At 62.5% G+C, this 14,845-nt stretch carries 10 protein-coding genes and 4 tRNA genes; 1 reads left to right on the top strand and 13 read right to left on the bottom strand.

Going from position 1 to position 14,845, the window contains the following annotated elements; all coding sequences use genetic code 11:
• Nucleotides 1-160: 160 nt before the first annotated feature.
• Both rpoC and rpoB read right to left on the bottom strand, forming a co-directional pair.
• Nucleotides 161-4,408 carry a DNA-directed RNA polymerase subunit beta' gene (gene rpoC / locus AC1Q6V_RS23675; protein WP_010810462.1) on the bottom strand — a complete coding sequence of 1,416 codons (4,248 nt, stop codon included), beginning with the start codon at nucleotides 4,406-4,408 and terminating at the stop codon, nucleotides 161-163.
• Between the two features lie 125 nt (nucleotides 4,409-4,533).
• The gene (gene rpoB / locus AC1Q6V_RS23680; protein WP_010810463.1) at nucleotides 4,534-8,640 is read right to left on the bottom strand and encodes a DNA-directed RNA polymerase subunit beta; all 4,107 of its coding nucleotides are present in this window, start codon (nucleotides 8,638-8,640) and stop codon (nucleotides 4,534-4,536) included.
• Here rpoB and AC1Q6V_RS23685 point away from each other — a divergent pair.
• Nucleotides 8,521-8,901, top strand: a complete 381-nt coding sequence (locus tag AC1Q6V_RS23685; protein ID WP_162166395.1) for a hypothetical protein — start codon at nucleotides 8,521-8,523, stop codon at nucleotides 8,899-8,901. The genes rpoB and AC1Q6V_RS23685 overlap by 120 nt on opposite strands.
• Nucleotides 8,902-9,059: 158 nt before the next feature.
• Here AC1Q6V_RS23685 and rplL read toward each other — a convergent pair whose 3' ends face one another.
• The 11 genes from rplL to AC1Q6V_RS23740 form a co-directional block, all read right to left on the bottom strand.
• The gene (gene rplL / locus AC1Q6V_RS23690; RefSeq protein ID WP_010810464.1) at nucleotides 9,060-9,434 is read right to left on the bottom strand and encodes a 50S ribosomal protein L7/L12; all 375 of its coding nucleotides are present in this window, start codon (nucleotides 9,432-9,434) and stop codon (nucleotides 9,060-9,062) included.
• Nucleotides 9,435-9,503: 69 nt separating this feature from the next.
• Entirely contained in the window at nucleotides 9,504-10,025 is a 522-nt protein-coding gene (gene rplJ, locus AC1Q6V_RS23695) for a 50S ribosomal protein L10 (RefSeq protein WP_010810465.1), read from the bottom strand.
• Between the two features lie 423 nt (nucleotides 10,026-10,448).
• Nucleotides 10,449-11,144, bottom strand: a complete 696-nt coding sequence (gene rplA / locus AC1Q6V_RS23700; protein WP_010810466.1) for a 50S ribosomal protein L1 — start codon at nucleotides 11,142-11,144, stop codon at nucleotides 10,449-10,451.
• Nucleotides 11,145-11,576, bottom strand: a complete 432-nt coding sequence (rplK, locus tag AC1Q6V_RS23705) for a 50S ribosomal protein L11 (RefSeq protein ID WP_010810467.1) — start codon at nucleotides 11,574-11,576, stop codon at nucleotides 11,145-11,147.
• 159 nt (nucleotides 11,577-11,735) lie between these two features.
• Nucleotides 11,736-12,317: a transcription termination/antitermination protein NusG gene (gene nusG / locus AC1Q6V_RS23710; protein ID WP_010810468.1), complete on the bottom strand. Its 582-nt coding sequence runs from the start codon at nucleotides 12,315-12,317 to the stop codon at nucleotides 11,736-11,738.
• Between the two features lie 10 nt (nucleotides 12,318-12,327).
• Nucleotides 12,328-12,708 carry a preprotein translocase subunit SecE gene (gene secE / locus AC1Q6V_RS23715; protein ID WP_010810469.1) on the bottom strand — a complete coding sequence of 127 codons (381 nt, stop codon included), beginning with the start codon at nucleotides 12,706-12,708 and terminating at the stop codon, nucleotides 12,328-12,330.
• 59 nt (nucleotides 12,709-12,767) lie between these two features.
• A tRNA-Trp gene (locus AC1Q6V_RS23720) sits at nucleotides 12,768-12,843 on the bottom strand.
• Between the two features lie 84 nt (nucleotides 12,844-12,927).
• Complete coding sequence (gene tuf / locus AC1Q6V_RS23725; RefSeq protein ID WP_010810470.1) at nucleotides 12,928-14,118, bottom strand: elongation factor Tu; 1,191 nt, start codon at nucleotides 14,116-14,118, stop codon at nucleotides 12,928-12,930.
• Nucleotides 14,119-14,163: 45 nt separating this feature from the next.
• A tRNA-Thr gene (locus AC1Q6V_RS23730) sits at nucleotides 14,164-14,238 on the bottom strand.
• Nucleotides 14,239-14,275: 37 nt separating this feature from the next.
• Nucleotides 14,276-14,349, bottom strand: a tRNA-Gly gene (locus tag AC1Q6V_RS23735).
• A gap of 51 nt (nucleotides 14,350-14,400) precedes the next feature.
• Nucleotides 14,401-14,486, bottom strand: a tRNA-Tyr gene (locus tag AC1Q6V_RS23740).
• Nucleotides 14,487-14,845: the final 359 nt, after the last annotated feature.

The raw sequence follows: 14,845 nt of genomic DNA on the forward strand, positions 1-14,845 counted from the left end.
AAAGCCGTAACCATACCACTAAGGGGGCCGCTTCCGTGCCCGCCGGGCTAACAGTCCGAACATTCTCACGACAGGGCCGGCTGCGGGCGGAAAGAAAAAAAGCCCGGCTGGATCAGCCGGGCTTTCGGGCCACCTTGCGGCGGCAAACAGCTTACTGCGATCAGGCGTTGTCGCCTTCGCCTTCGGTCGTCGCCTGCACCACCGGCGCCGGCTCGATGAAGAGCGACTGCTCTTCTTCGGCGATCGCCTGGGCGCGTTCGCGCTCGGAGGCCTCGCGCGCCTTGCGGGCGCGGTGGTAGGCCAGGCCGGTACCGGCCGGGATCAGACGGCCGACGATCACGTTTTCCTTCAGACCACGCAGGTCGTCGGTCTTGCCCATGATCGCGGCTTCGGTCAGCACGCGCGTGGTTTCCTGGAACGATGCCGCCGAGATGAAGCTGTCGGTCGACAGCGACGCCTTGGTGATACCGAGCAGCAGGTTCTCGTACGTGGCCGGACGCTTGCCTTCGGCGATCACGCGGTCGTTCTCGTCGAGCAGTTCCGAACGCTCCACCTGTTCACCCGGGATGAACTTGGTGTCGCCCACGTCGGCGATCTGCACGCGGCGCAGCATCTGACGAACAATCACTTCGATGTGCTTGTCGTTGATCTTCACGCCCTGCAGACGGTACACGTCCTGGACTTCGTCCACGATGTAGTGCGCCAGCTCTTCGATGCCCTTCAGGCGCAGGATGTCGTGCGGGTCCGCCGGACCTTCCACGATCATTTCACCCTTGTTCACCACCTGGCCGTCGTGCACCAGCACCTGCTTTTCCTTCGCGATCAGGAACTCGTGGGCATTGCCGTCCAGGTCGGTGATGACCAGGCGCTGCTTGCCCTTGGTGTCCTTGCCGAACGAGGTCGTGCCGGTGACTTCCGCCAGCACGGCGGCGTCCTTCGGCGAACGCGCTTCGAACAGCTCGGCCACTCGCGGCAGACCACCGGTAATGTCGCGGGTCTTCTGCGACTCGGTCGGGATACGCGCGAGCACTTCACCCACGTGCACCTGCTGGCCATCCTTCACGGTAATCAGCGCGCCGACCTGGAAGCCGATGGTCACGGAGTGGTCCGTGCCCGGGATCTTCACTTCCTGGCCGTTGGCGTCGAGCAGCTTGACCTGCGGGCGGATGCCCTTGGTTGCAGCCGTGCGGCGCTTGGCGTCGATCACCACCAGGGTCGACAGGCCCGTCACTTCGTCCATCTGCTTGGCGACGGTCACGCCTTCTTCGACGTTCTCGAACTTGGTCGTACCGGTGTATTCCGAAACGATCGGGCGAGTCAGCGCATCCCACGTGGCCAGCTGCGTGCCAGCCTTGATGGCCTGGCCGTCCTGCACCAGCAGCGTGGCGCCGTACGGGATCTTGTGGCGTTCGCGCTCGCGGCCGTGGTCGTCGGTGATCAGCGCCTCGCCCGAACGCGAGATGACGATCAGTTCGCCCTTCGCATTGGTGACGTAACGCATGGTCGCCGTGAAACGCACGGTACCGGTTGCCTTGGCTTCCACGCTCGATGCCACTGCCGCACGCGATGCCGCACCACCGATGTGGAACGTACGCATGGTCAGCTGCGTGCCCGGCTCACCGATCGACTGAGCGGCAATCACGCCCACCGCTTCGCCGGAGTTCACCAGCACGCCGCGGCCCAGGTCGCGGCCATAGCACTTGCCGCACAGGCCGTAGCGCGTGTCGCACGACAGCGGGGTGCGGACCTTGACTTCGTCCACGCCGATGTTGTCGATCAGCTCGACCAGGTCTTCGTCCAGCAGCGTGCCGGCTTCGATCGCGGTCTCCTGGGTTTCAGGGTTGACCACGTCGGCCACGGTCACACGGCCGAGGATACGGTCGCGCAGGGCTTCGATCACTTCACCGCCTTCGACCAGGGCCTTCATGGCCACGCCGTTGGAGGTGCCGCAATCGTCCTCCACCACGACCAGATCCTGCGTCACGTCGACCAGACGACGGGTCAGGTAACCCGAGTTCGCGGTCTTCAGTGCCGTATCGGCCAGGCCCTTACGGGCGCCGTGGGTCGAGATGAAGTACTGCAGAACGTTCAGGCCTTCACGGAAGTTCGCCGTAATCGGCGTTTCAATGATCGAGCCGTCCGGCTTGGCCATCAGGCCACGCATACCGGCCAGCTGGCGGATCTGCGCTGCCGAGCCCCGTGCACCCGAGTCGGCCATCATATAGATGGAGTTGAACGACTCTTGCTTCACGGTCTTGCCTTCGCGGTCGACCACGTCCTCGTGCTGGAGCTGCTCCATCATCGCCTTGCCCACCTGGTCGCCGGCGGCGCCCCAGATGTCAACGACGTTGTTGTAGCGTTCCTGGTCGGTCACCAGACCCGACATGTACTGCTTGTCGTATTCCTTCACCTTGGCCGAGGCCTCGGCGATGATCTTTTCCTTCTGCGGCGGCACCAGCATATCGTCGATGGCGATCGAGATACCGGCACGGGTAGCCAGGCGGAAGCCCGACTGCAGCAGCTTGTCGGCGAAGATCACAGTCTCGCGCAGGCCGCACTTGCGGAACGCGGTGTTGATCAGGCGCGAGATTTCCTTCTTCTTGAGCGGCTTGTTCAGCACCGAGAACGGCAGGCCCTTGGGCAGGATCTCGGACAGGATCGCGCGGCCGACCGTGGTGGCCTGCAGCGTGATCTTGGGTGCGAAACGGGCGTCGCCCTCGGCGTCCTTGTCGACCAGCTCGTACTCGGTGATACGCACGTTCACGCGCGAAGCCAGCTCGACTTCCTTGTTCTCGTAGGCGCGGATCACTTCGCTGATGTCGGCGAAGGTCATGCCCTCGCCGCGGCCGTTGATCTTGTCGCGGGTCGTGTAGTACAGACCCAGCACCACGTCTTGCGACGGCACGATCGACGGATCGCCGTTGGCCGGGAACAGCACGTTGTTGGAGGCCAGCATCAGGGTGCGGGCTTCCATCTGCGCTTCCAGCGACAGCGGCACGTGGACAGCCATCTGGTCACCGTCGAAGTCGGCGTTGAACGCCGCGCAGACCAGCGGATGCAGCTGGATGGCCTTGCCTTCGATCAGCACCGGCTCGAACGCCTGGATACCCAGGCGGTGCAGCGTCGGCGCACGGTTCAGCATCACCGGGTGCTCGCGGATCACCTCTTCGAGGATGTCCCACACCACCGGGGTCTGGCTTTCGACTTCCTTCTTCGCCGCCTTGATGGTGGTGGCGATGCCCATCGTTTCCAGCTTGTGGAAGATGAACGGCTTGAACAGCTCGAGCGCCATCAGCTTGGGCAGGCCGCACTGGTGCAGCTTGAGCGTCGGGCCCACCACGATGACCGAACGGCCCGAGTAGTCGACGCGCTTGCCCAGCAGGTTCTGACGGAAACGGCCGCCCTTGCCCTTGATCATTTCGGCCAGGGACTTCAGCGGACGCTTGTTGGCACCGGTCATCGCCTTGCCGCGACGGCCGTTGTCCAGCAGCGAGTCAACCGCTTCCTGCAGCATGCGCTTTTCGTTGCGCACGATGATTTCAGGCGCCTTCAGCTCCAGCAGGCGCTTCAGGCGGTTGTTACGGTTGATGACGCGGCGATACAGGTCGTTCAGGTCCGAGGTCGCGAAGCGGCCGCCGTCCAGCGGCACCAGCGGACGCAACTCGGGCGGCAGCACCGGCAGCACTTCGAGGATCATCCACTCGGGCTTGATGCCCGAACGCTGGAAGGCTTCGAGCACCTTCAGGCGCTTGGCGAACTTCTTGATCTTGGCTTCGGAGCCGGTGGCCTGCAGCTCGGCGCGGATCTGTTCGATCTGCTTCTCGATGTCGATGCCGCGCAGCAGTTCACGGATGCCCTCGGCACCCATCATGGCGACGAACTCGCCCTCGCCGTACTCGTCGCACTTCGCCAGGTAGTCGTCTTCGGACATGATCTGGCTCTTCTTGAGCGGGGTCATGCCGGGTTCGATCACCACGAATGCTTCAAAGTACAGCACGCGCTCGATGTCGCGCAGCGTCATGTCCAGGACCATGCCCAGGCGCGACGGCAGCGACTTCAGGAACCAGATGTGCGCGGTCGGCGCGGCCAGTTCGATGTGGCCCATGCGCTCGCGGCGCACCTTGGCCAGCGTCACTTCAACGCCGCACTTCTCGCAGATCACGCCACGGTGCTTCAGGCGCTTGTACTTGCCGCACAGGCACTCGTAGTCCTTGATCGGGCCAAAGATCTTGGCGCAGAACAGGCCGTCGCGTTCCGGCTTGAAGGTACGGTAGTTGATCGTTTCCGGCTTCTTCACTTCGCCGTACGACCACGAACGGATCTTCTCGGGCGAGGCCAGGCCGATCTTGATCGCGTCGAACTGCTCTTCCTGCTGTACCTGCTTAAAGAGATCGAGCAATGCTTTCATTGCAACTCCTTGTTTCGCCACCGCCCCGGAGTTGGTCCGGGTCGATGGCATTCATCCTGTGGGAAATCCTTCGCCTGTAGTGTCGACAGGGAGCCGGCCGCAACCGGCTCCCCTCACCTGCCCGATCAGTAGCGATCGAGGTCGATGTCGATACCCAGCGAGCGGATTTCCTTCACCAGCACGTTGAACGATTCCGGCATGCCGGCATCGATCGAGTGCTCGCCCTTGACGATGTTCTCGTACACCTTGGTACGGCCGTTCACGTCATCGGACTTGACCGTCAGCATTTCCTGCAGCACGTACGACGCGCCGTAGGCTTCCAGTGCCCAAACTTCCATCTCACCGAAACGCTGGCCACCGAACTGGGCTTTACCACCCAGCGGCTGCTGCGTCACCAGCGAGTACGGGCCGGTGGAACGCGCGTGCATCTTGTCGTCGACCAGGTGGTGCAGCTTCAGCATGTGCATCACACCCAGCGTGACCGGACGCTCGAACGCTTCGCCGGTGCGGCCGTCGAACAGCGTGACCTGCTGTTTGGAAGCGGTCAGGCCCTTCTCCTTCGCGATCTCTTCCGGATAGGCGAGGTCCAGCATGCGGCGGATTTCGTCCTCATGCGCACCATCGAACACCGGCGTCGCGAACGGCACGCCCTTCTTCAGGTTCTCGGCCAGCTCCAGGACTTCCGAATCCGACAGGCTGTCGAGGTCTTCGACCTTGCCGCTCTCGTTGTAGATCTGCGTGAGCAGCTTGCGCACTTCGGCTGCCTTGGCTTGCGCCTTCAGCATGTTGCCGATGCGCTCGCCCAGGCCGCGCGCGGCCCAGCCCAGGTGGGTCTCGAGAATCTGACCCACGTTCATCCGCGACGGCACCCCCAGCGGATTCAGCACGATGTCGGCAGGCGTACCGTCGGCCATGTAGGGCATGTCTTCGATCGGGGTGATCTTGGACACGACACCCTTGTTGCCGTGACGGCCGGCCATCTTGTCGCCAGGCTGCAGGCGGCGCTTGACGGCCAGGTACACCTTGACCATCTTGATCACGCCCGGCGGCAGTTCGTCGCCCTGCGTGAGCTTCTTGCGCTTCTCTTCGAAGGCCAGGTCGAACTCGTGGCGCTTCTGCTCGATGGCTTCCTTGACGGCTTCCAGCTGGGCAGCCAGTTCTTCGTCGGCCGGACGGATGTCGAACCAGTGGTACCTGTCGATATCCGCCAGGTATTCCTTGGTGATCTTGGCACCCTTGGCCAGCTTCTTCGGACCGCCATTGACGGTCTTGTCGATGAGCAGGCGCTCCAGACGCTGGAACGCGTCGCCTTCCACGATACGCAGCTGGTCGTTCAGGTCCAGGCGGTAGCGCTTCAGTTCGTCATCGATGATCGACTGGGCACGCTTGTCGCGCGTCACGCCTTCGCGGGTGAAGACCTGGACGTCGATCACGATGCCGCTCATGCCCGAGGGCACGCGCAGCGAGGTGTCCTTCACGTCCGAAGCCTTCTCGCCGAAGATCGCGCGCAGCAGCTTCTCTTCCGGGGTCAGCTGGGTCTCGCCCTTCGGCGTGACCTTGCCAACCAGCACGTCGCCGGCTTCGACTTCAGCGCCGATGTAGGTGATGCCCGACTCGTCCAGGCGAGCCAGCTGGGCTTCGGCCAGGTTCGAGATATCGCGCGTGATTTCTTCCGGTCCCAGCTTGGTGTCGCGGGCAACGACCGACAGCTCCTCGATGTGGATCGAGGTATAGCGGTCTTCGGCCACCACACGCTCCGAGATCAGGATCGAATCCTCGAAGTTGTAGCCGTTCCACGGCATGAACGCCACCAGCATGTTCTGGCCCAGTGCCAGCTCGCCCAGGTCGGTCGAGGCGCCGTCGGCAATCACGTCGCCGCGGGCAACGTGGTCGCCGACCTTCACCATCGGACGCTGGTTGATGTTGGTGTTCTGGTTCGAGCGCGTGTACTTGATCAGGTTGTAGATGTCCACGCCGACTTCACCGGCAACGGCTTCGTCGTCGTTCACGCGGATCACGATACGCATCGCGTCGACGTAGTCGACCACGCCGCCACGCATCGCCTGCACGGCCGTGCCCGAGTCGACCGCAACGGTGCGCTCGATGCCGGTGCCGACCAGCGGCTTGTCCGGACGCAGGCAAGGCACGGCCTGGCGCTGCATGTTCGCGCCCATCAGTGCACGGTTCGCGTCATCGTGTTCCAGGAACGGAACCAGCGAGGCAGCGGCCGACACGATCTGCGACGGCGCCACGTCGATGTACTGCACGCGGTCCGGCGTGACCATGCGGGTTTCACGCTCGGAGCCTTCACGCGCCGACACCAGTTCGTCGGTCAGGTTGCCGTCGGCGTCAACGGTCGCGTTGGCCTGCGCCACCACGTACTTGCCTTCCTCGATCGCGGACAGGTAGTCGACCTGGTCGGTCAGCTTGCTGTCGACCACCTTGCGGTACGGCGTTTCCAGGAAGCCGTATTCGTTCAGGCGGGCATACAGTGCCAGCGAGTTGATCAGACCAATGTTCGGACCTTCCGGCGTTTCGATCGGGCACACGCGGCCATAGTGGGTCGGGTGCACGTCACGGACTTCAAAGCCGGCGCGCTCGCGCGTCAGGCCGCCCGGCCCCAGTGCGGAGACACGGCGCTTGTGCGTGATCTCGGACAGCGGGTTGGTCTGGTCCATGAACTGCGACAGCTGCGACGAACCGAAGAACTCGCGGATCGCCGACGAGATCGGCTTCGAGTTGATCAGGTCGTGCGGCATCAGGTTCTCGGTCTCGGCCTGGCCCAGACGTTCCTTGACGGCACGCTCCACGCGCGACAGGCCGGCGCGGAACTGGTTTTCGGCCAGTTCGCCGACGCAACGCACGCGACGGTTGCCCAGGTGATCGATGTCATCGACCTCGCCCTTGCCGTTGCGCAGGTTGACCAGGATCTTGATGGTCTCGAGGATGTCCTCGTCCTGCAGCACCATGGCGCCTTCGCCGCTGGGGCGGCCCAGGCGGCTGTTGACCTTCATGCGGCCAACGCGCGACAGGTCGTACGACTCTTCGCTGTAGAACAGGCGCTGGAACAGCGCTTCCACGGCTTCCTCGGTCGGCGGCTCGCCCGGGCGCATCATGCGGTAGATCGCGATACGCGCAGCGGTCTGGTCGGCGGTCTCGTCCACGCGCAGGGTCTGCGACATGTACGGGCCCTGGTCCAGGTCGTTGGTGTACAGGGTCTGGATCTGCTTGACGCCGGCTTCGCGCAGGTTCTCGAGCAGGGTTTCGGTCAGCTCGTCGTTGGCGTTGGCAATCACCTCGCCGGTATCCGGGTCGATGATGTTCTTGGCCAGCACGCGGCCCAGCAGGTAGTCTTCCGGCACGCTGATCAGCTTGGTGCCGGCCGAATCCAGGTCGCGGATGTGCTTGGCGTTGATCCGCTTGTCCTTCTCGACCACCACGCGGCCGTTCTTGTCGGCGATGTCGAAGCGCGCGACTTCACCGCGCAGGCGCTCGGGCACGAACTCCAGCTGCGCGCCTTCGGCCTGCAGCGTGAAGTTGTCGAACACGAAGAAGTGCGCGAGGATCTGTTCCGGGGTCAGGCCGATCGACTTCAGCAGGATCGTCACCGGCATCTTGCGGCGGCGGTCGACGCGGAAGTACAGGATGTCCTTCGGGTCGAACTCGAAGTCCAGCCACGAACCGCGGTAGGGGATGATACGTGCCGAGAACAGCAGCTTGCCCGAGCTGTGGGTCTTGCCCTTGTCGTGCTCGAAGAACACGCCCGGCGAGCGGTGCAGCTGCGAGACGATGACACGCTCGGTGCCGTTGATGACGAACGAACCCGTGGAAGTCATCAGCGGGATTTCGCCCATGTAGACTTCCTGCTCCTTCACTTCCTTGACCTTGCCCGGGTTCTCGCGATCGTTGATGATCAGGCGAACCTTGGCACGCAGGGCCGAGTGGAACGTCAGGCCACGCTGCTGGCATTCCTTGACGTCGAACGGCGGGTTGGACAGGTGATACGAGACGAACTCCATACGGGCAAGCCCGTTATGCGAGGAGATCGGGAAGATTGCGTTGAAAGCGGCCTGGAGGCCTTCGGTCTTGCGACGCGCGGTCGGCGTTTCCGCTTGCAAGAACTGAGTGTAGGATTCAATCTGGGTGGCAAGCAGGAATGGAACCTGATGTACCGTCGCGCGCTTCGCAAAGCTTTTGCGAATGCGCTTCTTTTCGGTGAAGCTGTACGCCATGGGATCTCCGAATCATCGCAGGGCTGGCTGGACCTGGCCGGACCTGAGGTGTTCAGCGACTGGGAGGGGATTTGGCGGTTGGCCGCTACCAACCTCTGGCTGACGGTGTCCGCACGCTGCGGGCGGTGTGGTCGTCGCATCAAGCGCAACGCCTGTACTCGCCCGGGGGACACCCGACCAAACTTGTCTTCTGCAGTCGGTTCAGAAGACAAACATCAGCAGCAACCACTTAGTGTGCCACTGATGTTTGGCCTCTGCTGAGACTCCGGCATGCCCGAGGGCATCGAGACTCGCAAACATCACTTTTTGTTGCGAAGAGTGCTTCTCAAAACACTTTCGCACAAGCGCAAAAAGGCTGGCGCCGGGAATTTCCCTTTGCCAGCCCCATCCGCGTGCCGAAAGGGCACGCGAGCAATGCCTTACTTGACGTCGACCTTCGCGCCAGCGTCTTCCAGCTTCTTCTTGGCCTCGGCAGCAGCAGCCTTGTCCACGCCTTCCTTGACGGGCTTCGGTGCGCCATCGACCAGGTCCTTGGCTTCCTTCAGGCCCAGGCCGGTGATTTCGCGAACAGCCTTAATCACGCCAACCTTGTTGGCGCCGACTTCGGCCAGGATCACGTTGAACTCGGTCTGCTCTTCAGCAGCGGCGGCACCGCCGGCGCCCGGGGCAGCAGCCACAGCCATGGCAGCAGCCGACACGCCAAACTTCTCTTCGAACGCCTTGACCAGGTCGTTCAGTTCCATCACGGACATCGCGCCAACGGCTTCCAGGATGTCGTCTTTGGTGATTGCCATTTGAAATACTCCTACTAGATTTGATTCGGTATCGGTAATGCGATCTTTCGATGCGAGGCCTGGATTGCCTTAGGCGCCAGCGGCTTCCGCTTCCGCGGGAGCGCCTTCGGCGTTCTTGGCAGCCAGTGCAGCCAGCAGACGGGCGAAGCCCGACACCGGTGCCTGCATCACGCCCAGCAGCTGAGCAATCAGTTCGTCGCGGCTCGGGATCGAGGCCAGCGCCTTCACGGCGGCAGCGTCGAGAACCTTGCCGTCATACGACCCGGCGCGCAGGACCAGCTTGTCGTTGGTCTTGGCGAAGTCGTTCAGAACCTTGGCCGACGACACTGCATCTTCGGAAATACCGTAGATCAGCGGACCGGTCATCTGCTCTGCGAGGCTTGCAAACGGCGTACCTTCGACGGCGCGGCGGGCCAGCGTGTTCTTCAGAACACGCAGGTACACGCCTTGCTGACGTGCGGTGGAACGCAGCTTGGTCAGATCGCCAACCGTAATGCCGCGATATTCGGCCACGACGATGGTCTGGGCCTTGGCGACTTGCGCCGAAACCTCAGCAACGACGGCCTTCTTATCTTCAATATTGAGTGGCACGGTTAAGCTCCAAAATGACGCTAGCCCTCCGGCAATACCGGAGTCTTCACGTCAGCACAAACGAACGGCGTCCGATTGGCCCGAATCACCCGGGACAGGCCCGGATTCATCAATCCCTTCGGGTGCGCCATCTGCGCTGGCTGCCCGGGGTTGGTCATGCACGGCACCTGGCCCTGCTTGTACCTCCCGGCCGATTAAGCCCGCATGCCTGACTGCGGTCATGTGGACACCAGCGGTCTTTGATAACCAGCGGCGACTGCCTGAACACAACGTGTCCGGCTGCCGCCACTGCCCAAAGCCTTGCTCCCTGTCCTTGTGCTGCCGCTTGGCAGAACCAGGTCCGGAGCCGATCCCCGCTTACGCCAGGATCTTCAATTCGCGGCCGACCGGTGTTATCGGGTCCGGTCAGCCCATGCCGTCAGCTCAGGCCGACAGCGAAGCTTGTTCCACGCGCACGCCAACGCCCATGGTGGACGAGACAGCGATCTTGCGCAGGTACACGCCCTTGCTCGTAGCCGGCTTGGACTTCACCAGGGCTTCCAGCAGTGCGGACAGGTTGCTCTTCAGCGCTGCGTCGTCGAACGAGCGGCGGCCGATGGTGGCGTGGATGATACCGGCCTTGTCGACACGGAACTGCACCTGGCCAGCCTTGGCGTTCTTCACAGCCTGGGCCACGTCGGGCGTCACGGTACCGACCTTCGGGTTCGGCATCAGGCCGCGCGGGCCCAGGATCTGGCCCAGCGTACCGACGATACGCATCGTGTCCGGCGAAGCGATCACGACGTCGAAGTTCAGGTTGCCGGCCTTGACTTGCTCGGCCAGGTCTTCCATGCCGACGATGTCAGCACCGGCGGCCTTGGCGGCTTCGGCCTTTTCGCCCTGGGCGAACACAGCCACGCGAACCGACTTGCCGGTACCTGCGGGCAGCACCACCGAACCACGAACCACCTGGTCCGACTTCTTGGCGTCAATGCCCAGCTGCACGGCCACGTCGATCGACTCGTCGAACTTCGCCGAAGCGCAGCCCTTCACCAAGCCCAGGGCCTCGTCGATCGGGTAAAACTTGGTACGCTCGATCTTCGCCTTGTTGGCGGCGACGCGCTTGGAAACCTTAGCCATTTACAGACCCTCCACGGTGATGCCCATCGAACGAGCCGAACCGGCGATGGTACGCACGGCGGCGTCCAGGTCGGCGGCGGTCAGGTCAGCGTTCTTGGCCTTGGCGATTTCTTCAGCCTGGGCGCGGGTGATCTTGCCAACCTTGTCGGTGTGGGGCTTCGGCGAACCCTTGGTGATGCCTGCTGCCTTCTTGATCAGCACGGTCGCCGGGGGCGACTTCATCACGAAGGTGAAGCTCTTGTCGGCGAAGGCGGTAATCACCACCGGCACCGGCAGACCGGGTTCCATACCCTGGGTCTGGGCGTTGAACGCCTTGCAGAACTCCATGATGTTCAGACCACGCTGACCCAGTGCGGGACCAACGGGCGGGGAGGGATTTGCCTTACCAGCCGGAATCTGCAGCTTGATAAAGCCAATGATCTTCTTGGCCATCTCTACTCCAATCCGGATCGCTCTTTCGGGATGCGATCCTGTTGAGTCGTAACGCGCTGTCGCCGCACCTACGGCACGGCCTCACGCTCCTCTTGGCGCCGCCACCGGGGCGGCGCCGTTGCCCGTTGCCGCCCTTTCAGGCCGCAACCGGCAAATTCCTTAAACCTTCTCGACCTGGCCGAACTCGAGTTCGACCGGCGTGGCACGCCCGAAGATCGTGACCGAGACGCGCAGGCGCGATTTCTCGTAATTCACTTCTTCCACGTTGCCGTTGAAATCGGTGAACGGGCCGTCCTTGACGCGCACCATTTCGCCCACTTCGAACAGCGTCTTGGGACGCGGCTTCTCGACCCCTTCCTGCATCTGGGTCATGATTTTGTCGACTTCGCGCTGCGAAATCGGGCTCGGGCGGTTGCGGGCGCCGCCCACGAAACCGGTGACCTTGCTGGTGTTCTTCACCAGGTGCCAGGTCTCGTCGGTCATTTCCATTTCCACCAGCACGTAGCCGGGGAAGAAACGACGCTCGGTGACCGACTTGTGGCCGCCCTTGATTTCCACGACTTCTTCGGACGGCACCAGGATGCGGCCAAACTTGTCCTGCATCTCGGCGCGTTCGATGCGCTCCTGCAGCGCGCGCTGCACGCTCTTCTCCATGCCGGAATAGGCATGCACGACATACCAGCGCTTCTTCGACGAAGGCGATTCCGGCGCGGTGGTTTCCTGCTGAGCGTTATCCGTCATGTGCTACCTCTTATTTCCAGCCCAGCACGAGCGAGAAGACGACCCACTCGATGAGCTTGTCAGCCGACCACAGGAACAGCGCCATGATGACGACAAAGACGAAGACCAGCCCCGTCATTTGCCCGGCTTCCTTGCGCGTCGGCCAGACGACCTTGCGAACTTCCCGATACGATTCCTTGGCGAACCCGATAAAGTCCTTGCCTGGTGCCGACACCAGCGCAACTACGATACCCAGTGCAATACCACCGAACAGTGCGGCGCCACGTACATAAGACGGTTGCTGTGCCAGTGCATAGAAACCGATGACGCCCGCAACCACCAGCAGCACCGCCACGCCAAGCATCCACTTGCCGCTGCTGGCGTTCACGGTTTCAACATTGGGATTGGCCATGTTTCGCAAACGAGACTAAGCCGCGTCACGATTGCTCTTCGCGACGCGGCTGATTGATTTGGCAGGGGCAGAGGGAATCGAACCCCCAACCTTCGGTTTTGGAGACCGACGCTCTGCCAGTTGAGCTATACCCCTAAAACAACTGTGGGGCCGGCGCTGGCGCCAACCCCTTCTGGCAACGAACGCGGCCGGTTGGTGCCGCGTTCGCTATCAAACAACTTAGTCGAGGATCTTTGCCACGACGCCGGCGCCGACGGTACGGCCACCTTCGCGGATAGCGAAGCGCAGGCCTTCTTCCATGGCGATCGGGGCGATCAGCTTGACGGTGATCGACACGTTGTCACCCGGCATGACCATTTCCTTGTCCTTCGGCAGCTCGATCGAGCCGGTCACGTCGGTGGTACGGAAGTAGAACTGCGGGCGGTAGTTGTTGAAGAACGGGGTGTGACGGCCGCCTTCGTCCTTCGACAGGATGTACACCTCGCCGGTGAAGTGGGTGTGCGGCTTGATCGAACCCGGCTTGCACAGCACCTGGCCGCGCTCGACGTCTTCACGCTTGGTGCCGCGCAGCAGCAGGCCAACGTTGTCGCCGGCTTGACCCTGGTCCAGCAGCTTGCGGAACATTTCCACGCCGGTGCAGGTGGTCTTCACCGTCGGCTTGATACCGACGATTTCGATTTCCTCGCCGACCTTCACCACGCCGCGCTCGATACGGCCGGTCACCACGGTGCCGCGACCCGAGATCGAGAACACGTCTTCCACAGGCATCAGGAAGGTACCGTCAACGGCACGCTCCGGCGTCGGGATGTAGGTGTCCAGCGCGTCGGCCAGGTTCATGATGGCCACTTCGCCCAGCTCGCCCTTGTCGCCTTCCAGCGCCAGCTTGGCCGAACCCTTGATGATCGGGGTGTCGTCGCCGGGGAACTCGTACTTCGACAGCAGCTCGCGAACTTCCATCTCGACCAGCTCGAGCAGTTCAGCGTCGTCCACCATGTCGCACTTGTTCAGGAACACGATGATGTACGGCACGCCAACCTGGCGGGCCAGCAGGATGTGCTCACGCGTTTGCGGCATCGGGCCGTCAGCAGCCGAGCAAACCAGGATCGCGCCGTCCATCTGGGCGGCACCCGTGATCATGTTCTTCACATAGTCAGCGTGGCCCGGGCAGTCAACGTGCGCGTAGTGGCGGTTGGCCGTTTCGTACTCGACGTGCGCGGTATTGATGGTAATACCGCGTGCCTTTTCTTCCGGCGCTGCGTCGATTTCGTCGTACTTCTTGGCGGCACCGCCAAACTTGGCTGCCAGCACCGTGGCAATCGCTGCGGTCAGCGTGGTCTTGCCATGGTCAACGTGACCAATCGTACCAACGTTCACGTGCGGCTTGGTCCGCTCGAACTTTTCCTTTGCCATTTCGCGACTCCTGTCTCGGTAGCGATATTGCCAGTGCGTGGTATTTGGTGCCCATGGGCAGGATCGAACTGCCGACCTCTCCCTTACCAAGGGAGTGCTCTACCACTGAGCCACATGGGCGAAACTTGACGTACTACTCTGACAGCAACCGCGCGACTGGAGCGGGTGAAGGGAATCGAACCCTCGTCGTAAGCTTGGAAGGCTTCTGCTCTACCATTGAGCTACACCCGCCCGGTTCTTTCCTGCTTCTTCACCGGCACTGCCGGCTGCTGTCTTGCATTCTGGTGGAGAGGGCTGGATTCGAACCAGCGTAGGCGTAAGCCAACAGATTTACAGTCTGCCCCCTTTAGCCACTCGGGCACCTCTCCGCAGAGAACTATCGATTATGGGGCTTCTCACCTTGCCTGTCAAGCACTTTCCGTTGCGGATGCTGTACTTGGCCAGACCAGGGAAGGCGTTCCAGCGTGGCGCTTGAACCGCCTGATCGCTCCCACAAGCGCAGTTTAGATTTCTGCGTTCTCACCCTATAGGGGCTTTCCAGCGTCGCTCCTGGAGGCTCTGAGACCGCCTGGCAGGCGCCGCGAGGCCGCTCGCCACCACGAGCCGGAAAAGACAAAACCCCTCGCAGCACACGCTGTCGAGGGGTTTTGGGAATAAGAGCCTGGCGATGACCTACTTTCACACGGGAATCCGCACTATCATCGGCGCGGAGCTGTTTCACGGACCT

It is taken from the genome of Cupriavidus sp. GW823-FHT07B10, assembly GCF_058794355.1.